At 63.7% G+C, this 25,965-nt stretch carries 21 protein-coding genes; 15 read left to right on the top strand and 6 right to left on the bottom strand.

The features are described from left to right. Window positions 1–79 precede the first annotated feature (79 nt). Window positions 80–1,930 carry a translational GTPase TypA gene (typA, locus tag AB4Y82_RS01210; protein WP_441604636.1) on the bottom strand — a complete coding sequence of 617 codons (1,851 nt, stop codon included), beginning with the start codon at window positions 1,928–1,930 and terminating at the stop codon, window positions 80–82. A 315-nt stretch (window positions 1,931–2,245) separates the two neighbouring features. Here typA and AB4Y82_RS01205 point away from each other — a divergent pair, with 315 nt between their 5' ends. The 3 genes from AB4Y82_RS01205 (at window position 2,246) to AB4Y82_RS01195 (ending at window position 5,219) form a co-directional block, all read left to right on the top strand. Then, complete coding sequence (locus AB4Y82_RS01205; RefSeq protein WP_441604637.1) at window positions 2,246–4,024, top strand: 3-hydroxybutyrate oligomer hydrolase family protein; 1,779 nt, start codon at window positions 2,246–2,248, stop codon at window positions 4,022–4,024. Between the two features lie 93 nt (window positions 4,025–4,117). Next, the gene (locus AB4Y82_RS01200; RefSeq protein WP_441604638.1) at window positions 4,118–4,627 is read left to right on the top strand and encodes a peptidylprolyl isomerase; all 510 of its coding nucleotides are present in this window, start codon (window positions 4,118–4,120) and stop codon (window positions 4,625–4,627) included. 160 nt (window positions 4,628–4,787) lie between these two features. Next, window positions 4,788–5,219, top strand: a complete 432-nt coding sequence (locus tag AB4Y82_RS01195) for a YidB family protein (protein ID WP_441604639.1) — start codon at window positions 4,788–4,790, stop codon at window positions 5,217–5,219. A gap of 69 nt (window positions 5,220–5,288) precedes the next feature. Here the strand turns inward: AB4Y82_RS01195 and AB4Y82_RS01190 are convergent, their stop codons facing one another. Next, entirely contained in the window at window positions 5,289–5,546 is a 258-nt protein-coding gene (locus AB4Y82_RS01190) for a GlsB/YeaQ/YmgE family stress response membrane protein (protein ID WP_441604640.1), read from the bottom strand. 242 nt (window positions 5,547–5,788) lie between these two features. Between AB4Y82_RS01190 and AB4Y82_RS01185 the strand changes: the two genes are divergently transcribed. The 11 genes from AB4Y82_RS01185 (at window position 5,789) to AB4Y82_RS01135 (ending at window position 18,717) form a co-directional block, all read left to right on the top strand. Next, window positions 5,789–6,988, top strand: a complete 1,200-nt coding sequence (locus AB4Y82_RS01185; protein ID WP_441604641.1) for an aminotransferase class I/II-fold pyridoxal phosphate-dependent enzyme — start codon at window positions 5,789–5,791, stop codon at window positions 6,986–6,988. A 73-nt stretch (window positions 6,989–7,061) separates the two neighbouring features. Next, complete coding sequence (locus AB4Y82_RS01180; RefSeq protein ID WP_441611076.1) at window positions 7,062–8,048, top strand: malate dehydrogenase; 987 nt, start codon at window positions 7,062–7,064, stop codon at window positions 8,046–8,048. 147 nt (window positions 8,049–8,195) lie between these two features. Next, complete coding sequence (locus AB4Y82_RS01175) at window positions 8,196–8,537, top strand: hypothetical protein (protein WP_441604643.1); 342 nt, start codon at window positions 8,196–8,198, stop codon at window positions 8,535–8,537. A 126-nt stretch (window positions 8,538–8,663) separates the two neighbouring features. After that, window positions 8,664–10,556, top strand: a complete 1,893-nt coding sequence (gene prpE, locus AB4Y82_RS01170) for a propionate--CoA ligase (protein ID WP_441604644.1) — start codon at window positions 8,664–8,666, stop codon at window positions 10,554–10,556. 1,237 nt (window positions 10,557–11,793) lie between these two features. Beyond that, window positions 11,794–12,681, top strand: coding sequence for a methylisocitrate lyase (gene prpB / locus AB4Y82_RS01165; protein WP_441603574.1), 888 nt, complete (start codon window positions 11,794–11,796; stop codon window positions 12,679–12,681). A 75-nt stretch (window positions 12,682–12,756) separates the two neighbouring features. Next, entirely contained in the window at window positions 12,757–13,902 is a 1,146-nt protein-coding gene (gene prpC / locus AB4Y82_RS01160; RefSeq protein ID WP_441603573.1) for a bifunctional 2-methylcitrate synthase/citrate synthase, read from the top strand. 446 nt (window positions 13,903–14,348) lie between these two features. Then, on the top strand, window positions 14,349–15,311 hold the full coding sequence (locus AB4Y82_RS01155) for a hypothetical protein (protein ID WP_441603572.1): 963 nt from the start codon (window positions 14,349–14,351) through the stop codon (window positions 15,309–15,311). A 118-nt stretch (window positions 15,312–15,429) separates the two neighbouring features. After that, window positions 15,430–15,849, top strand: coding sequence for a hypothetical protein (locus AB4Y82_RS01150; protein WP_441603571.1), 420 nt, complete (start codon window positions 15,430–15,432; stop codon window positions 15,847–15,849). Next, window positions 15,846–16,532, top strand: a complete 687-nt coding sequence (locus tag AB4Y82_RS01145; RefSeq protein ID WP_441603570.1) for a C39 family peptidase — start codon at window positions 15,846–15,848, stop codon at window positions 16,530–16,532. Before AB4Y82_RS01150 ends, AB4Y82_RS01145 begins: the two co-directional genes overlap by 4 nt. Window positions 16,533–16,541: 9 nt before the next feature. Then, complete coding sequence (locus AB4Y82_RS01140) at window positions 16,542–17,144, top strand: hypothetical protein (protein ID WP_441603569.1); 603 nt, start codon at window positions 16,542–16,544, stop codon at window positions 17,142–17,144. A gap of 169 nt (window positions 17,145–17,313) precedes the next feature. Beyond that, window positions 17,314–18,717: an acetate kinase gene (locus tag AB4Y82_RS01135; RefSeq protein ID WP_441603568.1), complete on the top strand. Its 1,404-nt coding sequence runs from the start codon at window positions 17,314–17,316 to the stop codon at window positions 18,715–18,717. 19 nt (window positions 18,718–18,736) lie between these two features. Here the strand turns inward: AB4Y82_RS01135 and AB4Y82_RS01130 are convergent, their stop codons facing one another. From AB4Y82_RS01130 to acnD, 4 genes are all read right to left on the bottom strand, one after another. Next, window positions 18,737–19,345 (bottom strand): glutathione S-transferase family protein, encoded by a 609-nt coding sequence (locus AB4Y82_RS01130; RefSeq protein WP_441611075.1) that lies wholly within the window; start codon window positions 19,343–19,345, stop codon window positions 18,737–18,739. Window positions 19,346–19,400: 55 nt separating this feature from the next. Further along, window positions 19,401–20,087: a TerC family protein gene (locus AB4Y82_RS01125; protein ID WP_441603566.1), complete on the bottom strand. Its 687-nt coding sequence runs from the start codon at window positions 20,085–20,087 to the stop codon at window positions 19,401–19,403. Window positions 20,088–20,307: 220 nt separating this feature from the next. Next, window positions 20,308–21,492, bottom strand: coding sequence for a 2-methylaconitate cis-trans isomerase PrpF (gene prpF, locus AB4Y82_RS01120; RefSeq protein WP_441603565.1), 1,185 nt, complete (start codon window positions 21,490–21,492; stop codon window positions 20,308–20,310). A 92-nt stretch (window positions 21,493–21,584) separates the two neighbouring features. Then, a complete protein-coding gene (gene acnD / locus AB4Y82_RS01115; protein ID WP_441603564.1) occupies window positions 21,585–24,194 on the bottom strand; it encodes a Fe/S-dependent 2-methylisocitrate dehydratase AcnD in 2,610 nt (869 codons plus the stop codon). Window positions 24,195–24,377: 183 nt separating this feature from the next. Here acnD and AB4Y82_RS01110 point away from each other — a divergent pair, with 183 nt between their 5' ends. Then, entirely contained in the window at window positions 24,378–25,829 is a 1,452-nt protein-coding gene (locus AB4Y82_RS01110) for a bifunctional 2-methylcitrate dehydratase/aconitate hydratase (RefSeq protein ID WP_441603563.1), read from the top strand. Window positions 25,830–25,965: the final 136 nt, after the last annotated feature.

Below are 25,965 nucleotides of genomic sequence, written 5' to 3'. Positions count from 1 at the left end.
GCTCCCACAGTAGAGCTGAGGCAATAAAAAAGGCCGCCTTTCGGCGGCCTTTTCTTTACTCGTATCGCTGATCCAAAGATCAAGCCACGCCGCGCGAAGCCTTCTTGCGGTCGTTTTCCGTCAGGTGCTTCTTGCGCATGCGGATTTCCTTCGGGGTGACTTCGACCAGCTCGTCGTCGTCGATGAAGTCCAGCGCCTGCTCCAGCGAGAACTTGGTCGCCGGGGTGAGCTGGATCGCATCGTCCTTGCCGGAGGCGCGCATGTTGGTCAGCGGCTTGGGCTTGATGGCGTTGACGGTGAGGTCGTTGTCCTTGGCGTGGATGCCGATCAGCTGGCCTTCGTACACCGAGTCGCCTTCGGCGGCGAACAGCTTGCCGCGATCCTGCAGCGGTCCAAGCGAGTAGGCCGGGGTGGTGCCGCCGGCGTTGGCGATCATCACGCCGTTGAGGCGCTTGGCGATGGCCACCGGGGTGTACGGACCGTAATGGTCGAACACGTGGAACAGCAGGCCCGAACCCTGGGTCAGGGTCTTGAACTGGTTCTGGAAGCCGATCAGGCCACGGGCCGGGATCAGGTATTCAAGGCGCACGCGGCCCTTGCCGTCCGACACCATGTTCTTCAGGTCACCCTTGCGGATGCCCAGGCGCTCCATCACGCCGCCCTGGTGCTGCTCTTCGATGTCGACCACCAGCTGTTCGATCGGCTCCATCTTCTGGCCGTCGATTTCCTTGATGATCACTTCCGGACGCGACACGGCCAGCTCGTAGCCTTCGCGGCGCATGTTTTCGATCAGCACCGACAGATGCAGTTCGCCACGGCCCGAGACCAGGAACTTGTCGGCGTCGGAGCCGTCTTCCACGCGCAGTGCCACGTTGTGCACCTTTTCGCGGTCGAGGCGCTCACGCAGCTGGCGGCTGGTGAGGAACTTGCCGCCCGACAGATCCTTGTTGCCGACGAACGGCGAGTTGTTGACCTGGAAGGTCATGCTGATCATCGGCTCGTCGACGCTCAGCGCCGGCAGCGCTTCAGGCACTTCCAGCGAGGTGACGGTATCGGAAATGGTCAGCTCGGAAATGCCCGAGATGGCGACGATATCGCCAGCTTCGGCCGACTCCTGCTCGATGCGCTCGAGGCCGAGGAAGCCGAGCACCTGGCCGATCTTGCCCTGGCGCTTCTTGCCTTCACGGTCGATCACGGAGACCGGCATGCCCTTCTTCAGGGTGCCGCGCTGGATGCGGCCGATGCCGATGACGCCGACGAAGTTGTTGTAGTCGAGCTGGCTGATGCGCATCTGGAAGGCGCCGTCCGGATCGACGTCCGGCTTGGGCGCGTGCTGCATGATCGCTTCGTACAGCGGGGTCATGTCGCCTTCGCGGGCGTTCTCGTCCAGCGAGGCGTAACCGTTCAGCGCCGAGGCGTAAACGATCGGGAAGTCCATCTGCTCATCGGTGGCGCCGAGCTTCTCAAACAGATCCCACACCTGCTCGACCACCCACTCCGGACGCGAGCCCGGACGGTCGACCTTGTTGACCACGACGATCGGCTTGAAGCCCATGGCGAACGCCTTCTGGGTCACGAAGCGCGTCTGCGGCATCGGGCCGTCCATCGCGTCGACCAGGATCAGCACGGTGTCCACCATCGACAGCACGCGCTCCACCTCGCCGCCGAAGTCGGCATGGCCTGGGGTGTCGACGATGTTGATGCGGTTCTTGGCGCCGGTCTTCTTGTTTTCCCAGGTGATGGCCGTGTTCTTGGCCAGGATCGTGATGCCACGCTCCTTTTCCTGGTCGTTGCTGTCCATCACGCGCTCGGCCAGCACGGTGCGCTCATTGAGCGTGCCGGACTGCTTGAGCAGCTGGTCGACGAGCGTGGTCTTGCCATGGTCGACGTGGGCGACGATGGCGATATTGCGCAGATTTTCGATGGACATGAGGTCGGCTCGGGCGGGATAAAGCCGCCGCGTGAGGTTTCTGGAGGGATAACCCGAGAATTATACGGGGTTATGTGACAGCTTGCTTGAAAAGTCTTAGTAAATTGTTCAGACCGTGACTCGACGACGGTTTAAGGCCGCTCCGGGAGGGGTTCGTCACCCGGGAGCGACCGAACCTGTGCTGGACTGATCCCGAGGGCGGCCTGTCGCCCGAGAGGGATGGAGGGCATGGGCCATCGCCTTTCCCAGTGGATATGCTTGGTCGCACCGTTGCTGGCGTCGTGCGCCGCACCGCCGTTGACCAAGGATTCCGGCATGCATGCCCCCGATTTCGTGCGTGGCGAGGTGCTCCAGACCGAGCATCGCCAGGGCGACGACCTTCTGAGCGCGGGCCTGGGGCTGGATGGCTTGGCCGGTCCGCCATCGCCGATCGCACATCCCTTGCAGCCCACGGCCGCCGAATTGCGCCGCCGTGCGATCCAGGCGAGCTGGAAGGGCATTGCCGATCTGGGACCGCTGGGCGGCTACGGCCATGTCTATGGTGGAGTGCCCGATGTGCCCGGCCGCGAATACCAGGCGTTCGCCTGGATTTCGGGGGCAAACGCGCCGCACCGCGTGCTGTTGCAGGCGCCCGACAACTTCGACCGCTCGCGCCGTTGTCTGGTGGTAACGGCGTCGTCGGGTTCGCGCGGCATCTATGGGGCGATTGCGCTGGCTGGCGCCTGGGGCCTGCCGCGCGGCTGCGCGGTGGCCTATACGGACAAGGCCGCTGGCGCAGGTTATTTCGACCCCGCCAACGACTCAGGCGTCGCGCTCGACGGCACGCGGGTCAAGCGCGGCACGACCACACTGGAATTCGAACCGACCTCCCACGCCAGTCGCGTCGATCTAGGTGTGAAGCACGCCCATTCAGGCGACAGCCCCGAGGCCGACTGGGGCCGGCATGTCCTGCAGGCAGCGCAATTTGGGCTGGCCATGCTCAATCGCGCCTTCCCCGACCAGGCGCCTTTTACGCCGGACAACACACGCATCATTGCCACCGGCCTTTCCAATGGTGGCGGTGCGGTGCTGCAGGCGGCGGGACTGGATGACGGCCGCATGCTCGCTGGCGTCGTGGCGCTCGAGCCCAATGTGCGCGTGCCTGAGCAGGGGCGTGCGTTGTTCGATTACGCCACCGATGCCTCGATCTGGTTGCCGTGTGCGCTCGCCGATGCGCGATTCGATGCGGCACCGATGGCACGCACGCCGCAGGGTGAGGTGCCGCCGCGCTGGGCACAGCGCTGCCATCAACTTCATGAGCGCCAGCTGGTCAGCGGCACACGCGTGGCGGCGCAGGCTGCCGAGGCGTATGAGCACCTGCGCGCCAGCGGCTGGACTGACGAGGCGATGACCACCGCAGCCTCCACCACCTCGCTGGATCTGTGGCGTGCCATCACGGTCGCCTATGCCTCCGCGTATATGCGTCGTGGGCCCGACGATATGCCTTGCGGATTTCGCTACGGCGGCGTGGCTGCATCAGGCGTATCGGTGCCGGTCGATGCAGCGGCACGTGCCACCTGGTGGGCCGATGCCTCGGGCATTCCGCCCGGGAATGGCGTGGGTTTGTTTGGCGGCGCCGATCGTTCCGGCGATCCCACGCTGCCCGGCGTGCTGTGTTTGCGCTCGCTATGGGAAGACCGGGATGCGAGCACGCAGGCGCTGCGCGATGGCGTCGCCGCGACCACGGTGAAAGCACCACGCGCCAGCCTGCCGGTATGGGTGGTGCATGGCGCCTCCGACGGCTTGTTGCCGACGGCGTTCACCTCCGAACCCTATGTCACCTGGCTGCGCAGCAAGGGCGGCCATCCGCTGTACTGGAAAGTGCCGCACGCCCAGCATTTCGATGCCTTTCTCGCCATCCCCGGTTTCGGCGACCGCCACGTGCCCTTGCTGCCGTACGGCTATGCGGCGCTGGATCGGCTGTGGTCGCATATCTATGAAGGCGCGCCGTGGCCCGCCCTGGTGCCGACGCCATCGCCACGGCCGCGCGGTTCGAACGCGTTGGCTCGCGATGCGCTGGATCTCCCCGCCACCTGGACCCAGGCCCCTCGCTGAACCAGAGGCTGGCGGCTCATCCCAGCTGCGGTATCCTTGCGTGCTTGCAGGGCGCCTGTGGTTGCGCGCTGCCTTTCAACGAAGGATCCCCTGATGACCATCAACGTCACCATGACCACCAACCGCGGTCCCATCCATCTGCGCCTGCACGATGACAAGACGCCGGTGACCGTGGCCAGCTTTGTCAACCTGGCCCGTCGCGGCTATTACGATGGCCTGTCGTTCCATCGCGTCATCGCCGATTTCATGGTGCAGGGCGGCTGCCCGGAAGGCAGCGGTCGCGGCGGCCCGGGCTACCGTTTCGAAGACGAATTCGACGCATCCTTGCGTCATGACAAGCCGGGCGTGCTGTCCATGGCCAATGCCGGCCCGCGCACCAATGGCAGCCAGTTCTTCATCACCCATGGCGCCACGCCGTGGCTGGATGGCAAGCACAGCGTGTTCGGCGAAATCCTCGGCCCGGAAGATCAGGCCGTGGTCAATGCGATCCGCCAGGGCGACATCGTCGAGAAAGTCACTGTGGAAGGCGACGTCGATGCGTTGCTGGCCGCCCAGGCCGACCGCGTGAAGGAATGGAACGCAGTGCTCGACGAGCGCGGCTGAGTCCGTTCGTCGTCATTGCGTGAAGAAGCCGCCGTCGTCATCGACGGCGGCTTTTTTTGTGGCTGCGCTGTCATGGCGATGTGGGAAACAGGGGCCTAGAATCGGACGGCTCCACGCAAGAAGCGATGTGCGTCAATCCCATTCCCAAGGAGATGCAGTAATGTCCTTTCTCAATGATCTGCTCGGCGGCGGTCAGGGCAATCCGGCAGGTGGTTCATCCCTGGTGGCCGTGGCGGGCCAGCTGATCGAAAAGGCCGGCGGTGTGCAGGGCCTGGTGGCCATGCTGCAGCAGCACGGTCTGGGCGATGCCGTGCAGTCGTGGGTCGGTACCGGTGGCAACCAGGCGGTGTCGGGCGACCAGCTCGGCCAGGCACTGCAGAACGGCGGGCTCGGCACCGTGCTGCAAGAGGCGGCAGGCAAGCTGGGTGTCGACCAGGGCCAGCTGCTGGGCCAGCTCTCGCAGGTGTTGCCGCATGCGGTCGATCATCTGACGCCCGAGGGCCAGTTGCCGGCGCAGGGGCAGGGTGGTTTCGACCTGGGTTCGCTGGCGTCGCTGGCAGGCAAGCTGTTCGGCGGGGCCAACCGGGCCTGAGTCCAGGCACTGAAAAAAACACCGGCGACGCGCAAGGCGTCGCCGGTTTCGCGTCCCTGCGCCAGGAGGTCAGGCGTTGGCTTTGCGCTTGAACAGCAGGTGATAAAGCAGCAGCAGGACGATCGCGCCGCCGATCGATCCGAGGAAATGCGCGAGGCCCGTCTCGCCCCACCATCCCAGCTTTTCGCCAATATAGGTGGAGATGACCGAGCCGAGGATGCCCAGGATCGCGGTGATGATGAAGCCGCCCGGATCCTTGCCCGGCATCAGCATCTTGGCGATCAGACCCACGACCAGACCCACGATGAATACCCAGAGCCAGTGCATATGCGTTCCTTGGCGGCCATTGGTGGGTCGAATCTAGGCTTACATCGTGCGCCAATCCATAGGCAGATCAGCCAGTTGACGGCACGGTTTTGCAAGTCACGAACGTCACTGGCATGGGCCTGACCATCTCACGCATGGGCGGGGCTTTAGACCATCGGGTGAACCCGGGGCGTCGGATGGCGCGCTGTCACATGCTAAAATCGTGGGGTTTGCTGTCTTCGTTCCCCATACACGAGGAAGTCATGCCCCAGCTTGCCCAGCGTGTCGGTCGCGCCAAGCCCAGCGCGATCATGGTCATCGCCGAAAAGGCCAAGCAGCTCAAGGCTGCCGGTCGCGACATCATCAGCTTCTCGATTGGCGTTCCCAATTTTCTACCTGGCGAGCATGTGTATGCCGCCGCACGCGAAGCGCTGCAGCGTGATTCCGGCCAGTACGGCAGCAACCGCGGTGCGGATGCGCTGCTCGATGCCTTCCTGGTGCACATCGAAAAGCTCGGTTTCACCGGCTATGGCCGCGCGAATCTCTCGATCGGCATCGGCGCCAAGCAGGTGTTGTACAACCTGGGCGAAGCGCTGTTGAACGAAGGCGATGAAATCTGCTTCGCCGCACCGTTCTGGACCACCTATCGCGACATCGCCGACATCCTGGGCGCCAAGGCCAACATCCTGCATTGCGGCCCCGAGCAGAACTACAAGCTCACGCCGGCGCAGCTCGATGCGGCGCTCGCGCGCAAGCCCAAGGTGTTCCTGTTCAACAATCCGTCCAATCCCACCGGCATGGTCTATACGCGCGACGAAATCGCCGCGCTGGCCGACGTGCTGGCGAAGTATCCGGATACCTGGATCATCACCGACGACATCTACAACTCGATGGTGTTCGACGGCATCGGCTATCACAACTTCGTGCATGCCAGGCCGGAGCTGAAGGATCGACTGATCTTCGTCGACTCGGTGTCCAAGACCTATGGCATGCCGGGTTGGCGCGTGGGCCTGATCGCCGCGCCGGAAATCGTGGCCAAGGCCATCACCACGCTCAACTCCAACCACATCACCAGTCTGCCCGAAGTGATCACGGCCGCCGCCATCGCCGCGTTTGCCGGACCGCAGGATATTCCGCAGGCCAAGTGCAAGGAATTTGCCGAGAAGCGCGACATCGTGGTCAATGCGCTCCGTGCGATTCCCGGCGTGGTGTGCCCGTATCCGCAGGGCGCGTTCTACGCGTTCCCCGATATCTCGGTGGCATTCGGCAAGAGCTACAAGGGCACGCGCATCAACGACGACGTCGAGTTGTGCGCTGTGCTGCTCGAAGCGGCGGGCGTGGCCTGCGTGCCAGGCTCGGCATTTGGCGAGCCGCGCGCCCTGCGCATTTCCTATACCTGCCCAACGGCACAATTGCAGCCCGGGCTGGAACGCATCCAGGCGTTCTTTGCAGAATTGACCTGATGGTCTTGGGCCCGCGCCGTACGGCGTGGGCCTTTGTCTTTTGTACGCTAGCCAAGTTGAAGGAGTTTCTCCGATGAAAGCCCCCGTTCGTGTTGCCGTTACCGGCGCTGCCGGCCAGATCGGTTACGCCCTGCTGTTCCGCATCGCCGCGGGCGACATGCTGGGTCCGGATCAGCCGGTGATCCTGCACCTGCTGGAAATCACCCCGGCGCTGCCCGCGCTGCAGGGCGTGGTGATGGAACTCAACGATTGCGCGTTCCCGACGCTGGCCGGCGTGGTCGCCACCGACGACCTCAACGTCGCCTTCAAGGACGTCGATTACGCGCTGCTCGTCGGCGCGCGTCCGCGCGGCCCGGGCATGGAGCGCAAGGATCTGCTCGAAGCCAACGGCGCCATCTTCGGCCCGCAGGGCAAGGCGCTGAACGATCACGCCAAGCGCGACGTGCGCGTGCTGGTGGTTGGCAACCCGGCCAACACCAATGCGCTGATCGCCCAGCAGAACGCACCGGATCTGGATCCGAAGTGCTTCACCGCGATGGTTCGTCTTGACCACAACCGCGCGCTGTCGCAGCTGGCCGAGAAGACCGGCAAGCACAGCACCGACTTCAAGAAGATGACCATCTGGGGCAACCACAGCTCCACCCAGTACCCGGACCTGCACCACGCCACCGTGGGCGGCAAGCCGGCGCTGTCGCTGGTTGATCAGTCCTGGTACGAGAGCGATTTCATCCCGACCGTGCAGCAGCGCGGGGCGGCGATCATCAAGGCGCGCGGCGCTTCCTCGGCCGCTTCGGCTGCTTCGGCTGCCGTCGACCACATGCGCACCTGGGCGATGGGCACCGCGGAAGGCGACTGGGCCTCGATGGGCATCCCGTCCGACGGTTCGTACGGCATCGAGCCGGGCGTGATCTACGGCTACCCGGTGACGGTGAAGGATGGCAAATACGCCATCGTGCAGGGCCTGGAAATCAACGATTTCTCGCGCGCCCGCATGGACGCCACCAACAAGGAACTGCGCGAAGAGCGCGCCGGCGTCGAGCACCTGTTCGCCAAGAAGTAAGTCGCACGCGCAAGCTTTGCGATGATCGAAATGGGCAGCTTCGGCTGCCCATTTCTTTTTGGGGGCAGGGCAGCCATTTCCCCGGGGGTGGCTGGCGGCGTGCCCTGGGAACGGTAGAATCGGCGGAGCATTAACCGGAACCCAGACATGAAGCGACTTCTTGCGACCCTTTCCCTCTGCGCCCTGCTCACCGCCTGCGGTGGCACCCACGGCTTGCGCGACACCACGCCGAAGATGAGCAGCCGTACCAACAAGGACATTCCGACCTATCTGGAATGCGTGCGCGCCAAGTGGGCCGAAACTGCCCAAGTGAGCATGTCGCACAAGGACCAGTCGGGCGAGCTGTCTGGCAACGACAAGCAGGGCGCGCATGAACTGATCAACGTGACGGCTGACGGCACCGGCGCCCTGGTCGTGATGTACGAAGGCCAGGACATGAAGAAGGACTACAACTCCGCCTATCGCGACGCGGCGGTGTCCTGCCTGTAAGTTATGCGCGTGGATGATCGCCGCGCATGGCGATCGTCCACGCACGACTCGACCAAGGTCGCAAAGCCCATTGGGCAGCGCTGATCTAGGCTAGACCGATCAGCCGTTGAAACGAGGGTGATCGCGATGCGCTATGAGGAGTTCTATCAGCGTTCGATAGAGCAGCCCGAAGCGTTCTGGGCTGAGCAGGCGCAGCGCATCCATTGGCATACGCCACCCCAGCGCATCCTCGACGTTTCCCATCCGCCGTTCCGCCAGTGGTTCGTCGGCGGCACCACCAATCTCTGCTACAACGCCGTCGACCGCCATCTCGAAGAGCGCGGCGGCCAGCTCGCGCTGGTGGCGATCTCCAGCGAAACCGGGATCACGCGCGAGCTGAGTTATCGCGATCTCTATCGTGAAGTGAACACCTTCGCTGCCGTGCTCGCCTCCTTGGGCGTAGGCAAGGGCGATCGCGTGGTGATCTACCTGCCCAATATCGCCGAAGCGGTGTTCGCCATGCTCGCTTGCGCGCGCCTGGGTGCAATCCACTCGGTGGTTTTCGGCGGCTTTGCCGCGCACAACCTCGCGTTGCGCATCGATGATGCCGAGCCCGCGCTGCTCATTGCCACTGACGCGGGCATGCGTGGCGGCAAGATCATCCCGTACAAGCCCTTGGTCGACGCTGCGCTCGAGGAAGCCAAACACCAGCCGTCAAACGTGCTCATCATCGATCGTGGACTCGATCCCCAGATGACGCGTGTCGCCGGACGCGATCTCGACTACGCCAGCTTGCGCGCCTCCTATGAGGGCGCCGAAGTGCCGGTCGAGTGGCTCGAATCGAACGAGCCCAGCTATCTGCTCTACACCTCGGGCACCACGGGCAAGCCCAAGGGCATACAGCGCGACGTGGGCGGCTACGCTGTCGCCATGGCGATGTCGATCGACGCGATCTTCGACATCAAGCCGGGGCAGGTGATGTTCTCCACCTCGGATGTGGGCTGGGCCGTGGGCCATTCGTACAACGTGTACGCGCCGCTGATCGGCGGCGCCACGTCGTTGCTATACGAAGGTCTGCCGGCACACCCCGATCCGGGCATCTGGTGGCGTCTGTGCGAACGCTACGGCGTGCACAGCATGTTCTCGTCACCCACGGCGTTGCGTGTGCTCAAGAAACAGGACCCGAGCTGGCTCAAGAAGTACGACCTGCTGAAACTGCACTGGTTGTTCCTCGCCGGCGAACCACTCGACGAACCCACCGCGCACTGGGCCACCGAAGGCCTGGGCGTACCCGTTATCGATAACTACTGGCAGACCGAAACCGGCTGGCCCGCGATCACCTTGATGCCCGGCCTGGATTTGAAAAGGCTGAAATTCGGCTCGCCCGGATTGCCCAGCCCCGGCTATCGCATGAAGGTGATCGACGAGAACACCGGCGAGGAACTGCCACCGCACCAGAAGGGCGTGCTCGTATTTGTTCCTCCGCTGCCGCCCGGTTGCCTGACCACGGTATGGCGCAACGACGAACGCTACGTGGCAAGTTACTTCAGCCACTTCAAGGAACTGCTCTACAGCTCGCTGGATTGGGCGATCCGCGACGAGGATGGCTATACCACCATCCTTGGACGCACCGACGATGTGATCAATGTGGCGGGACATCGCCTGGGCACGCGCGAAATCGAAGAATCCGTAGCGATGCATCCTGCCTGCGCGGAAGCTGCGGTGATCGGCATGCACGACGATGTGAAGGGGCAGGTGCCGGTGGTGTTTGCCACGCTCCGCCAAGGCGTGACGGAGGCTTCGGTGGAGGTTGCCAAAGGCATGCAGCAATGCGTGGTGGATCAACTGGGCAAGATTGCGAAGCCGGCGCGCATCTATGTGGTCAATGCGTTGCCCAAGACACGCTCCGGAAAACTGCTGCGACGGTCGCTGCAGGCTTTGGTGCAGCACACGGATCCTGGGGATCTTTCTACGTTGGATGATCCGGCGGCGTTGGAGGAGATTCGCAGGGCGTTGGAGAGGGGGCCCGATCAAGGTTGAGTTTCTCCCTCTCCCCTCCGGGGAGAGGGTTGGGGTGAGGGGCCAACCTAGCCCCATTGTGTGGCAGTGCCACAATCTTCGTTCTGCTCGTCATCCCAGCGTAGGCCGGGATCCAGAGCCTCGGTATTTAGTTGTCGCGCTGCCGCGACCTGGCTCGCCTGCCGCGGGCTTCCGACCTCCTGCCGGAGGCCGGGTAACTTTTCTTTGCTTGCCCAAAGAAAAGTAACCAAAAGAAAGGGCCCCCCGGATGACGCGCCTTCCGGGCTGCGCCCTCCAGGTGCGCGGACGGGTTACGGGGTTTTTCGACAGGACATCCCTGTCCTGTCGAAAAACTGGCCGCATCCCTGCGGCCACCCTTCGGGCTTTCCTCCACCCGCCCGCCGCGTCATACGGGGACCCCGGGGCAGAGCCACATCAAGAGCCCAACACCCGGCGTTGCGGGGCCGAGCAGGTCTTTTTGTAGGAGCGCACTTGTGCGCGACCAACCGGAGCGATGCACTGCGACGCCGCGGTCGCGCACAAGTGCGCTCCTACAAGGGATCGCGCAAGCCAGTATCGATCGGCTCTTTGTGGGAGCGCACCCTGTGCGCGACGAACCTACGGAGCGGTACACCGCAGCGTGGCTGTCGCGCACAGGGTGCGCTCCCACAGACAAGCAGGCGCGGCAGACGGAAGAAGGGCTGACTAAAGCCGATGCGCAGCGAGGCCCGGCTTTAAGTCCTCAGCGATTCGGGCGCGTTGCGCAGCGCTTTGCAGTACCCCCTGTGTACCCTCGGAGGTTGTCCCACAACAGCGCGCCTCGAGCGTTCGGGCTTATCCAAACACGATGCTGCGGGCGTCATCAGGCCATTTTCTTTGGGTTACTTTCGACGCGAAGCTAGTCCTGTGGGATCTTTTGGGCCAGCAAAAGAAAAGTGACTCGAGCGGCGGCAGCCGATCGAAACGCCCGCCGCGTCCCACAGGGACTAGCTTCGCGTCGTAGGCGGCACCCTGACGGTAACGCAACAACCAGAAACCGAGCCTCCGGATAACCAGCCTTCGGCTGTTGAAAAGCGCCGGCCCTCGCCCCCACTTGTGGGGTGCGCCCAGACGACGAACAAATCGCCACCCCGCCGCGCGACGAAGAAAAAAACCACCCCCCAATCCACTACACGCTCCCTTCGAAACCATTCATGCTGCCGCGCAACAGCCCCCTTACAAACCCTGCGCTAAAATCTCCCCTTTAAGCGGAGGTTTCATGGCCCACATCGCATCCCCTGGCGCGGCATTCCGCGCGGCCCTGGCGGCCGAACACCCCTTGCAGGTGATCGGCGCCATCAACGCGAACCACGCCTTGCTGGCCAAGCGCGCCGGCTACCGCGCGATCTACCTCTCGGGCGGCGGTGTGGCGGCCGGTTCACTGGGTCTGCCAGATCTGGGCATCAATACGCTGGACGACGTGCTCACCGACGTGCGCCGCATCACCGACGTGTGCGATCTGCCGCTGATGGTGGACATCGACACCGGCTTTGGTCCTAGCGCATTCAATATCGCCCGCACGGTAAAGAGCCTGATCAAGTTCGGCGCGGCCGCCTGCCATATCGAAGACCAGGTGGGCGCCAAGCGCTGCGGTCATCGTCCGGGCAAGGAGATCGTGTCGACCAGCGAGATGGCTGATCGCGTCAAGGCCGCGGCCGATGCGAAGACCGATGCCGATTTCTTCCTGATCGCCCGCACCGACGCGATTGCCGTCGACGGTGTGGACGCCGCCATCGAGCGCGCCATCGCCTGCGTGGAAGCCGGTGCCGACGGCATCTTCGCCGAGGCCGCGTATGACTTGCCGACCTATCGCCGCTTCGTCGATGCCGTGAAGGTACCGGTGCTGGCCAACATCACCGAGTTCGGCCAGACCCCGCTGTTCAGCGTGGAAGAGCTCGCCAGCGCGGGCGTAGGCATCGTGCTGTATCCACTTTCCGCGTTCCGCGCCATGAACAAGGCGGCGGAAAATGTTTATCAGGCCATCCGCCGTGATGGTCACCAGCGCAACGTGATCGACACCATGCAGACGCGTGAAGAGCTTTACGACCGCATCGGCTATCACGAGTACGAGCGCCGCCTGGATGAGCTTTTCTCAAAGAAGAGCTGATCGTCCCCATCGAGATAACCGGCACCGCGGTGCCGCCCACGTTTGACGCAAGCATGTCTTCAGGAGATGTACCGAATGACTGAGCAAACTCTTCCCAAGCCCAAGAAATCCGTCGCGCTGTCGGGCGTGGCCGCCGGCAACACCGCGCTGTGCACGGTGGGCCGCAGCGGCAACGACTTGCATTACCGCGGTTATGACATCCATGACCTGGCGGCCAAGGGTTGCTTCGAGGAAGTCGCCTATTTGCTGGTGCACGGCGTGTTGCCGAACTGGGCCGAGCTCAATGCCTATCGCGCCAAGCTCAAGCGACTGCGTGGCCTGCCGGCGCCGGTGAAGAGCGCGCTGGAGCTGCTGCCCGCCGCCACGCATCCGATGGATGTGATGCGCACCGGTTGCTCGGTGCTGGGCACGGTGCTGCCGGAGAAGGACGACCACAACGTCACCGGCGCGCGCGACATCGCCGACCGCCTGATGGCGAGCTTCGGTTCGATCCTGCTGTACTGGTTCCACTTCAGCCACAACGGCAAGCGCATTGAAACGGAGACCGAAGACGAATCCATCGCCGGTCACTTCCTGCACCTGCTGCATGGCAAGAAGCCGAGCGAGCTGTGCACGCATTCGCTGGACAAGTCGCTGATCCTGTACGCCGAGCACGAGTTCAACGCGTCCACCTTCACCGCGCGTGTCATCGCCGGCACGGGGTCGGACATGTACTCGGCGATCACGGGTGCGATCGGTGCGCTGCGCGGTCCCAAGCACGGCGGCGCGAACGAAGTGGCGATGGAGATCATCGCGCGCTACCGCAATGCAGCCGAGGCGGAAGCGGACATCCGCGCCCGCGTCGAGCGCAAGGAAATCATCATCGGCTTTGGCCACCCGGTGTACACGGTGTCCGATCCGCGCAACGAGATCATCAAAGAGGTCTCGCGCAAGCTGTGCACGGAAGGCGGCAACCCGACCCTGTTCGACGTGTCGGAGAAGATCGAGAAGCTGATGTGGGAGCAGAAGAAGATGTTCCCGAATCTCGATTGGTTCTCGGCCAGCGCGTATCACATGATGGGCGTGCCGACAGCCATGTTCACCCCGTTGTTCGTGATCGCCCGCACCTCTGGCTGGAGCGCCCACGTGATCGAGCAGCGCGAGGACGGCAAGATCATCCGCCCCAGCGCCAACTACACCGGTCCGGAAGATCTGGCCTACGTGCCGATCGAAAAGCGTTGATCGCGGCCTAGGCCTATGTCGAATGAAGGAGCCGAAAGGCTCCTTCATTCTTTCCAAGTTTCGTTATGGTTCAGGACCCTGTACGACATTGCTATGGTTTCGTATGCGTCGGTGTAAACCACCTGATACATGTGTTCCACAGCGTTATGAGAAGACAGCAACACGCGCTAAAGCGCTGAAATATAGACTCATGCACGAGCGTTTATGTCCCAGGTGCAAGGCCTGGTCGACGACGCGGTGTAACAGCCTTGATGCAGTCCTGCTTTCCAGCTCCCTGACCGTAGTCAAACTCAGCCTCCGTGATTCTCTTCAAGTGGCTGATTTCATGGTCTTCATGTTTGTGAGCTGACGTGCACAAGCCGTGGCACGCATGTTGCGACAAGAGCGTGCTGGATTTGCAACTCCGGCAACACAGGGGGTCACCGCATCGTTCCAGGAGAAAGACTATGCGCAAGACTCTAATAGCGACCGCGATTGTGTTGGGTCTGGGGCTTACGCTCCCTGCGTTTGCAGACGACAACAACACTTCGAAAGGTTCAAGCACGCTTACTAATACCGATTCGAGCACCCGTACACGGACTGACACCAGCACCTACACCACCTCAGCGGCTGGTGCGAATGGTTCAGCCGCTAGCAGCGGTGGCACGGCCAGTTCCTTCAACACCAGCAAGGCAGTAGCGAACAGCACCCTCAACGGCGAAGTCACCAAAGTAGCCGTGTGGGGCATCGGCAATTCGTCTTACAACGATGGCAACGCGAACGGAGGTCGTGGAGGCAGCGGCGGTGATGGCGGCAAGGGCTACGGCGGCAAGGCCGGCGGCGCCAACGGTGGCGACGGCGGTAATGGCGGTCGCGCCAGTGCTCACAGCGGTCGCGCCGGTGGTTCGGGCGCCGATTCGGGCGACGCCGGTGGTTGGGGTGCTTCGTTGGCTGGCGGCGGTGACGGCGGCGACGGCGGCAACGCCGGTGGCATCCGTAACCACAATCGTGCTGGCGGCGGTGGCGGTACGGCAGGTGGCGGCGCCAACACCGGTGGTACCGGTGGAGCGGGCGGCGCAGGCGCAGGTGGCACGGCAGGTGCAGCATCACCGACCGGAACCAGCGGCTCAGCAAGCGCGACGGGCGGCACGAGCGGTGCAGATACCGCTACGGCAGGCACCGGCGGTGCGGGCGGCGCAGGCGGCACCAATACGGGTGGCGCAGGCACGGGCGGCGCAGGTGCGGCTGGCGGTGCTGGCGGCGCAGGCGGTACGGCATCGTCGACGACTGGTGCGTTCGATATGTCGAACCAGATGAACGGCTCGGCAGCGGCGGCAGCCGGTGTGTCGATCCTTGCGCAGAACAGCGGCGCGGCAGCGCTGGTACAGCAGAGCGTCAACGTTCAGGCCAACCTGAACTTCGCGCACTGAGCCATAGGGCGGCTGGCACGAGGGAACGCTTGCGTTCCCTCGTGTCGGTTTCAAAGGGAATGGCCTCGCCGATATCGGCGTCGGTCATGGGTTAGCTCATGCGTGAGGGAGAAGTGCCGTGCAATCGTGCAAGTGGCTACTGGGTATCACCGCGCTAAGCGCGCTCGCTCTTCCTGCGGTTGTCTGCGCGGAAGACGCAGGCATTCCTCCCGCGTATATGGTGCAGGGCGCGGATTCTCCTCTTGCGATCTACAACGCGGCGGTCGAGGTGGATCACCAGGGCGTAGCGTCCGGACTGGGCGAAAGCGTCGACAGCGCGACGCTGGAGAAGCTCAGCGGCGGCACCTTGATCGTGCAGAACACCAATCTTACGGGCACCGTGTCCGACAACTCGGCTGACCATCTCACCACGGGCGACAATACGATCACCGGTGGATCCGTCGCAGGGGCAACAGGTTTCCCGACCATCATCCAGAATTCGGGCAACAACGTCCTGATCCAGAACGCGACGGTACTCAACGTCGAATTCAAGCAATGAACAAGCTCGCGGCGCTGCTGATCCTCATCGCGGCGCTGCCGCCGGGGAGTCATGCGTCCACGCCGGTAAGCGTGGTCAGCAACGGCCCCGGCAACTACACCGTGCATCTGACGAGCCTCAAAGAGGCCCGCTACAAGGCCACCATCCACCAGAAATACGACTTCAGCTGCGGATCGGCCGCGGTGGCGACGCTGCTGACTTATCAGTACGGCTATCCCGTCAACGAGCAGGTTGCCTTCGAGCAGATGTACACGCACGGCGACCAGGCCAAGATCAGCAAAGAGGGCTTTTCGCTGCTGGACATCAAGCGCTTCCTTGCCGCCAATGGTTTCGAAGCCGATGGCTTCAAGGTGCCCATCGAGAAGCTGGCGCAGGAAAACCTGCCGGCGATCGTGCTGATCGACGAGAAGGGCTACCACCACTTCGTCGTCGTCAAAGGCATGCGCAACGATCGGCTGCTGGTGGGCGATCCCGCGCTAGGCACGCGCGTGATGTCGACTGCCAAGTTCAAGGCGCTGTGGAAGAACGACCTGGTGTTCGTCATCCACAACCGTCGCAACCTGGCCGTGTTCAACAGTCCCAACGATTGGAGAGTGGCGCCAGCGGCGCCCATCAGCAACGCGATCGATCGCAACGGTCTCTACAACACCGTGATGCCCAAGCACGGGCCGGACGACATTTGAGGACGGATGATGAAACCGCTCGCACACATCGCTGGTTTCGCCGTCCTTTGCGTGGCATGCGTATCGGGGATGGTGGGAGCACAGGCGCAGGACAGTGCTTCCACCCTGGCGTCGCCGCCGGCGATGGCGACTGCGGCGGCGCCCACGGCAGCATTGGAGACGGTGGTCGCCGGCATCCCCACCTCCAAGGATATGCCGGGCTGGACGCCGGTGGGCGAGGACACGCTCGATCAGACACGCGGCGGCTTCGACCTTGGCAACGGCCTGGTGGCCTCCTTCGGTATCGATCGCGCGGTCTACGTCAACGGCAACCTGGTGTCCTCGACCAGTTTCTACGTGCCCGATATCGCGCATATGACGACAGCGCAGGCGCAGGCCATGCAGTCGGCGCTGAACACCGTGCAAGTGACGCAGATCGGCCCGAACAACAGCTTCGATCCGTCCGCCCTGGCCGGCAAGATGGGCGGCACGGTGATCCAGAACACGTTGAACAATCAGAACATCCAGAACATCACCACGATCAACGCAGCGACCAATTCGCTCAACGCATTCCGGGCAGGAAGTCTCCAGGAAGCGTTGCAACAGGCGCAGCTGCAGTCCCTGGGGCACTGACATGGGACGCGCACCGCCAAGCTTTGGACCTTTCCGCGAACGCGCCGCGGCTCTCGCCGCGGCGCGTTCGTCTGCGCGATTTGAACAACGGGCATGAGGAAGCATGATGCGACACTCAGCGTTGCGATACGTATGGTCGGCAGGATGTGCGGGGCTGGTGGCGCTCGGCATGCCTGTCGCGGCCCAACAGGAGTCGCCGTCCCAGCAGGCCAATACCGGGACGACGCCGGCGGTAGCGGCTAACGCCATTGCGGCGGCCCCATCCGCGAAACCCGCGCCAATCGATCCAGCCGACTTGCGCAAACAGGTCGCCGAACAGGGCGACCGCATCGATGCCATGCGCAGCCAGATCAGTGCGCAGATCGCGCAACTGGATGCAATGAAACGTGCGCTGGCCGAGCAGGAGGCCGACTATCAATCGCTGCGGCATGCCGTAGGCATGGACGTGCTGGACAAGCAACGTGCAGGCAGCATCGCCGCCGGCGGCCCGATGGCATCCGCGCAACCGATGCCGGCCGGCGATGCGGTGGCAGCCAACGCACCCCAGCAACAACAGCAACAGCCGGTCGGCGAGGCGCCCAAGGCCGATACGCGTCCGCCGGAAGTGGCGCCCATCTTCCAGCAGCCCGGCGTACTCACGCCCAAGGGCAAGTTCATCATCGAGCCGGCGTATCAGTTCGGCTATTCGAACGTCGATCGCGTGGCGCTGGTGGGATATACGGTGATTCCCGCCATCCTCATCGGCCTTATCGATGCGCGGCAGGTCAGGACGACCACGCAAGTGGGCTGGCTGACCGGCCGCTACGGCATCAGCAACCGGATGGAAGTGGAAGTCCGCGTGCCCTATGTCTATGCGCATGAAGACGTGACCAGCCGCGAGATATTCACCGGCAGCGCCACCGACAAGGCGTTTGGCAACAGCGGACATGGCCTCGGCGACGTCGAAGCCACCTTGCGCTACCAGTTGAATGTCGGTGGCCCGGACAAGGCGTACTACGTGGGCTGGCTGCGCGTGAAGTCGAACACGGGCAGGGACCCGTTCCAGGTCACCACCGATTGCGTGCAGCGTTGCGTGGAAAACGTGATCAACGAAGTGGACTTGTCGGCCACCGGCACGGGCCTGCCCCTGTCGCAGCCGGTGGGTACCGGCTTCTGGGCGATACAGCCAGGCGTGACCTGGCTGTATCCGACCGATCCGGTGGTGTTCTTCGGCAACCTCAGTTATCTCTACAACGTGCCGCGCGACAACGTGACCCGCAAAATCCTCCTGGGCGGTACGGAAGATCTGGGCAAGGTCAAGCTGGGCGATATCGTCGACGTGAGCATCGGCATGGGTCTTTCGCTCAACGAAAAGGCGTCGATCAGTATTGGTTACGACCAAAGCTTCGTCGGCGCGACGAAACAGAACAATCACAATGTTCCCGGTTCGACCAAGGTCGTGCTGGGCACGCTGCTGATCGGTGGCTCATGGCGCTTCAGCGACAAGCGCACCCTCAACTTCACGTTGGGCGTAGGCGTCACGCGCGACACGCCGGATGCGACGGTGACGGTGCGCGTGCCGATGATGTTCTAAGCCTCGCACGCAGGCCCGCTCAGAGGCCTTCCTGCTGCATCGCCGCCTTGACGCCGGCGTCGTCCTGCATGCGTGCATGGAAGCGGGTCAGATTGTCCAGGCCTGACAGATCCACGCCCTTGCCCATGGCCCAGCGCAGCACCACGAACAGATACGGATCGGCGAACGAGCGCGTGCCCGTCAGCCAGTCGCGACCATGCAACTGCGCATCGAGGCGTTGGTAGTAGATGCGCAGCCGATCGACCGCCTTGCTGCGAAGATTTTCCTGCGCGTGCTCGCCATCGATGTAGCGCTCTGGACGAAACACCGGCTTGAAGGTCGGATGCAGATCCGAATTGAGATAGGCCAGCCAGCGATTGACTTCGGCGCGGCCGCGCGCGCCTTCGCCGCCGAGACCGGCGAGCGGAAACTTGTCCGCCAGGTAATTGAGGATGGCCGCGTTCTCGGTCAGCACCCAGCCGTCCGCTTCCTGCAGGGCAGGGACCACGCCCGAGGGATTGATGCGCAGATACTCGGGCGAGCCCAGTTCTTCGCGCGCGACGCGATGCGCTTCGTACGGCTGGCCGATCCATTCGAGCACGATGTGGTCGGCGAGCGAACAGGCGCCCGGCAGGTAGTACAACTTCATGGGAATTCCTTGGGTGGCGTCAGCCTTGAAGTGTCGCCCGCCGGGTGCCTGCAGCTCAAGCCGACGCTTGCGCGCGCAGGCGGCGGCGCTGCATCCACCAACCGCCCAGGCACACGCTGATCACCAGTACCGCATCGAGCACGTAACGCGCCCACTCATGCGCATCGAACCACGGCGATACCCAATGATCGTGCGCGATCATGCGCGCGGCCGTCCATGCGATGGCACCTGCGCCGATATAGATGATCACCGGGAAGCGTTCGATCAGCCGCAGGATCAGCGAAGAGCCCCACACCACCAGCGGCACGCTGATCGCAAGGCCGATGATCACCAGCGCCATATGACCCTTGGCGGCGCCCGCGATGGCAAGCACGTTGTCCATGCCCATCAGCGCATCGGCAACAATGATCGTGCGCATGGCTGCCCAGAAGCTGCCGGCGGCGCCGACGTGATGCGACGCGTGGTCATCCGGCTTCATCAGCTTCCACGCGATCGGCAGCAACAACACACCGCCGATCAGCATCAGGCCGGGCAGCTTGAGCAGATAGACCACCACGCCGGTGAGCGCCAGGCGCACGATGATGGCGCCGAGGGTGCCCCATAGCACCGCTTTCCTCTGGATATCGCGGGGAAGCTTGCGCGCAGCCAGTGCAATCACGATGGCGTTATCGCCCGCGAGCACCAGATCGAGCAGGATGATGGCCATCAGGCCGGAGAGGAATTCGGTAACAGCAAGGTCCATGTGCGGGTCTCTGCGCGTCAAGACGAATGCAATCAAGACGGACGCGCGCGGCCCGTGATGACTGCAAAAGTCTCGTTCGCGGCAGAACCGCCGCAGTGACCGGAGCGTTTTTGACGCTCGTGATGACGACCACTGCAAGGACACCGATGGAACCGGTGTCCTGAACTACTCCCTTTTGGGATCAGTATTTATCTATTGTCGATGCCATGGCGTGCGTGGGTCAAGCTGCCGGCACGCGCACCCAGCCTTCCATCAGCACGCGTGCGCTGCGGCTCATGACCGCCTTGGTGACCGTCCACGACCCATCCACCAGCGCCGCCGCGGCGCCCACCCGCAAAGTGCCCGACGGGTGGCCAAAGCGCACCGCCTGGCGCTCGCCGCCGCCCGCCGCCAGGTTCACCAGGGTGCCCGGGATCGCCGCCGCGGTGCCAATGGCTACGGCTGCCGTGCCCATCATGGCGTGATGCAGCTTGCCCATCGACATGGCGCGAACGAGCAAGTCGATGTCGGTCGCCTTTACCGGTTTGCCGCTCGAGGCGACGTAATCGGCGGGGCCGGCAACGAAGGCCACCTTGGGCGTGTGCTGGCGCGTGGCGATCTCATCCAGCGATGGGATCAGGCCCATGCGCAGCGCGCCGTGCGCGCGAATGGTCTCGAACTTTGCCAGCGCCTCGGCGTCGCTGTTGATGGCGTCCTGCAGCTCCGTGCCGGTGTAGCCGATCGCGGCGGCCTCGATGAAGATGGTGGGAATGCCGGCGTTGATCATGGTCGCCTTGAGCGTGCCGACGCCCGGCACATCCAGCTCGTCGACCAGGTTTCCGGTGGGGAACATCGCGCCGCCGGCGCCATCTTCCTCGGCGGCCGGATCCATGAATTCCAGTTGCACTTCGGCGGCGGGGAAGGTCACGCCGTCCAGCTCGAAATCGCCGGTTTCCTGCACCGCACCGTCGGTCATCGGCACATGGGCGATGATCGTCTTGCCGATATTGGCCTGCCAGATGCGCACGATGGCGATGCCGTCGCGCGGCACACGCGCAGGGTCGATCAGGCCGCCTGCGATGGCGAACGGACCGACGGCTGCCGAGAGATTGCCGCAGTTGCCGCTCCAGTCGACGAAGGCCTTGTCGATCGCCACCTGGCCGAACAGGTAGTCCACGTCGTGGTCCGGGCGCGTGCTCTTGGACACGATCACCGTCTTGCTGGTGCTGGAGGTGGCGCCGCCCATGCCGTCGATCTGCTTGCCGTACGGGTCGGGGCTGCCGATCACACGCAGCAGCAGCGCATCACGCGCCGCGCCCGGTACCTGCGCCGTTGCCGGCAGGTCCTCAAGGCGGAAGAACACGCCCTTGCTGGTGCCGCCGCGCAGGTAGGTGGCGGGAATGCGGATCTGGGGAAGCGATGCCATGAATGGATTGTCCTGTAATGACCAGGGCTCACCGCGTTGCAGGCAGGAGCCGCCAGGCGCGAGGCGTTGCCGCCCCGCGCATCAACATGTGATCACGCCGCCTGCGAGGCTTCGAGGAAGTCCTGCGCAAAACGCTGCAGCACGCCGCCCGCCTCGTAGATCGATACTTCTTCGGCGGTATCCAGGCGACACGTCACCGGCACTTCGACGCGTTCGCCGTTGCTGCGATGAATGACCAGCGTGAGATCCGCGCGCGGCGTGCGCGCGCCCATCACGTCGAAGGTTTCGGTGCCGTCGATGCCCAGCGTCTTGCGGTCGGTGCCCGGCTTGAACTCCAGCGGCAGCACGCCCATGCCGATCAGGTTGGTGCGATGGATGCGCTCGAAGCCCTCGGCCGCAATCGCCTCCACGCCGGCAAGACGCACGCCCTTGGCGGCCCAGTCGCGCGACGAGCCCTGGCCGTAGTCGGCGCCCGCGATGATGATGAGCGGCTGCTTGCGCTCCATATACGTTTCGATGGCTTCCCACATGCGCATCACCTTACCTTCGGGCTCCACGCGCGCCAGCGAGCCCTTCTTCACGGCGCCATCGACCACCGCCATTTCATTGCTCAGGGTAGGGTTGGCGAAGGTGGCGCGCTGCGCGGTGAGGTGATCGCCGCGATGGGTCGCGTACGAATTGAAGTCCTCTTCCGGCAGGCCCATCTTGGCGAGGTATTCGCCTGCGGCGCTGTCGAGCATGATCGCGTTCGACGGCGACAGATGATCGGTAGTGATGTTGTCGCCGAGCACCGCCAGCGGACGCATGCCCTTTAGCGTGCGCTCACCGGCAAGCGCGCCTTCCCAGTACGGCGGACGGCGGATATAGGTGCTCTGAGCGCGCCAGTCGTACAGTGGCGCAGCGCTGGTGCCTTTGCTGCCGCTGCGCGCGAACATCGGTTCGTAGACCTTGCGGAACTGCTCGGGCTTCACGCTCGATGCCACGATCGCATCGATCTCTTCGTCGGACGGCCAGATGTCCTTGAGCGTCACCGGCTGTCCATGGGCGTCGAGGCCCAGCACATCCTTCTCGATATCGAAGCGGATGGTGCCGGCGATCGCATAGGCGACCACCAGCGGCGGCGAAGCGAGAAACGCCTGCTTGGCATACGGATGGATGCGGCCGTCGAAGTTGCGGTTGCCGGAAAGCACGGCGGTCGTATACAGGTCGCGATCGATGATCTCCTGCTGGATCACCGGATCGAGCGCACCGGACATGCCATTGCAGGTGGTGCAGGCGAACGCGACGATGCCGAAGCCAAGCTGCTCCAGATCCGACAGCAGGTTCGCTTCCTTCAGATACATCTCCACCGCCTTGGAGCCGGGCGCGAGCGAACTCTTCACCCACGGCTTGCGCACAAGGCCGCGCGCATTCGCATTGCGCGCCAGCAAGGCAGCAGCGATCACGTTGCGCGGATTGCTAGTGTTGGTGCAACTGGTGATGGCGGCAATGATCACCGCGCCATCGGGCATCTGACCCGGCTGCTCGGTCCACTCGCCGGCAATGCCGCGTGCGGCGAGATCAGAGGTGGGCAGGCGCTTGTGCGGATTCGACGGGCCGGCCATGTTGCGCACCACCGACGACAGATCGAAAGTGAGCGTGCGCTCGTACTGCGCATGGGCCAGTGTGTCGGCCCACAGGCCGGCAGCCTTCGCATAGGTCTCCACCAGCTTGACCTGCTCGTCGCTGCGACCGGTGAGGCGCAGGTAGTCGATGGTCTGGCCGTCGATGAAGAACATCGCGGCGGTGGCACCGTATTCGGGCGCCATATTGGAGATGGTGGCGCGATCGCCCAGGGTCAGGCTGGCCGCGCCTTCACCGCGGAATTCCAGGTACGCACCGACGACTTTTTCCTTGCGCAGGAATTCGGTGAGCGCGAGCACGATGTCGGTGGCGGTGATGCCAGGCTGACGCTTGCCGGTAAGCTCCACGCCGATGATGTCGGGCAGGCGCATCCACGACGCGCGGCCGAGCATCACGTTTTCTGCTTCAAGACCACCGACGCCAATGGCGATCACGCCGAGTGCATCGACGTGCGGCGTATGACTGTCGGTACCAACGCAGGTATCGGGATAGGCCACACCCCTGCCGTTATCGGCGTGTTGCACCTGGATCACCGGCGACATCTTCTCCAGATTGATCTGGTGCATGATGCCGTTGCCTGGCGGGATCACGTCGACGTTCTCGAACGCCTTCTTGGTCCAGTTGATGAAGTGGAAGCGATCTTCGTTGCGGCGATCTTCGATCGCGCGATTCTTGGTGAACGCGTTCGGATCAAAGCCACCGCACTCCACCGCCAGCGAGTGATCGACGATCAACTGCACCGGCACCACCGGATTGACCTTGGCCGGATCGCCACCTCGCTCGGCAATCGCATCGCGCAGGCCGGCCAGGTCGACCAGGGCGGTCTGCCCGAGAATGTCGTGGCATACCACGCGCGCCGGGAACCAGGGGAAATCGCGATCGCGCTTGCGTTCGATGATCTGCTTGAGCGACGCGGTGAGGATCGCCGGATCGCAGCGGCGCACCAGATTCTCTGCCAGCACGCGCGAGGTATAGGGCAGCGCGTCATAGGCGCCGGCTTCGATCGCCTCCACGGCGGCGCGCGCATCGAAATAATCCAGCGACGTGCCGGGAAGGGATTGGCGGTAGACGGTATTCATAAGTATCAAGAACCCTGGAGTAATCGCGCGGCTGACCGCAGGCCGAAATCGCACTATGAAGCCCGCTATTGTAACGCAGCGTTCCCGACCCGCCTCAGGCTGGCTCTGCGGGTGACGGCTATCAGTTAATGCGATGATCGCTCCGATCCTCCATGCAGCATCGTCCCCAGCCGCGAGGTCCCCATGAGTGCGCATGACATCCGCTCCGCCCAGCGTCCCGATCCGGATCAGCCGATGGTGGACGTCGCCCACTATGTGATCGATTACCGCATCGACTCCACCGAGGCCTATGACACGGCGCGCTACATGCTGCTGGATTCGCTGGCGACGGCGATGATGGCCATGAAGTTTCCCGAGTGCGTCAAGCACCTCGGCCCGGTCGTGCCGGGGGCGAACCTGCCGGGCGGCGCCCGCGTACCGGGCACCAGCCACGAGCTCGATCCGGTGCAGGCGGCATTTGCCATCGGCAGCCAGATCCGCTGGTTGGACTTCAACGACACCTGGCTGGCGGCCGAATGGGGCCATCCCTCGGACAACCTGGGCAGCATCCTGGCGGTGGCCGACTACCTCAGTCGCAAGGCCGAGCGCGAGGGCGGGCAGCCGATGACCGTCCGCGACGTGCTGACTTATGCCATCAAGGCCCACGAGATCCAGGGTTGCTACGCCCTCAAGAACAGCTTCAACCGCATCGGGCAGGACCATGTGATCCTGGTGCGCCTGGCCTCCACGGCCGTCGCCACGGCGATGCTGGGGGGCAGCAAGGAGCAGATCGTCACCGCGGTCTCCCATAGCTGGGTCGACAACGGGGCGCTGCGCACCTACCGGCACGCCCCGAACACCGGCCCGCGCAAGAGCTGGGCCGCCGGCGACGCCTGCCGCCGCGCCGTCATGCATGCCATTAATGCGGTCTACCGCGGGGTGGTGGGCTACCCCTCGGCCCTTAGCGCCAAGACCTGGGGCTATTACGACGTGGCCTTCAAGGGCAACGCTTTCCAGTTCGAACGCCCGTTCGGCAGCTATGTGATGGAAAACGTGCTGTTCAAGATCAGCTATCCGGCCGAATTCCACGCCCAGACGGCGGTGGAATGCGCCATGCAGCTGCACGGCGCGGTCGCCGGCAAGCTTGGGCAGATCGACAAGGTGGTGATCGAGACCCAGGAGGCGGGCGCCCGCATCATCGACAAGACCGGCCCGCTGGCCAATTACGCCGACCGCGACCACTGCATCCAGTATATGGTGGCCGTGCCCCTGATCTTCGGCCGCCTGACCGCCGACGACTATGGCGACGAGGTGGCCGCCGATCCCCGCATCGACGCCCTGCGCGAAAAGACCGTGGTCAGCGAGAATCCACAGTTCACCAAGGACTACTACGACCCGGAAAAGCGCTATATCGGCAACTCGGTTCAGGTCTTCTTTAAGGACGGCAGCAGCACCCAGAAGGTATCCATCGACTACCCGATCGGCCACCGCAAGCGCAGGGGGGAGGGTATCCCGGTGTTGTTAAAGAAGTTTGAGGCCGCCATGCGCAGCCAGTTGCCCTCCCACCAGGTCAAAACCATCCTGAACGCCACGGCAGACCCCGTTAAGCTAGACGCCATGCCAATCCAGCAGTTCCTTGGTTTCTTCACGCTGTAAAGACGGCGTGAGCTGAAAATGAACGGGCGTTTGGGGTCGATTTGCAATTGCTTAACTTTTGCTAAGCTACTCCGCGCCCGTTTCGGGTAAACAAGCACTAGGTTAGAAGTCAGGTCCGAGATTCACTAGGAGTAGG

This window comes from Dyella sp. 2YAF14 (genome assembly GCF_052114725.1).
GTDB lineage: Bacteria > Pseudomonadota > Gammaproteobacteria > Xanthomonadales > Rhodanobacteraceae > Dyella.
The sequence above is the reverse complement of the archived record's forward strand: the minus strand, read 5'-3'. Positions and strand labels throughout refer to the sequence as shown.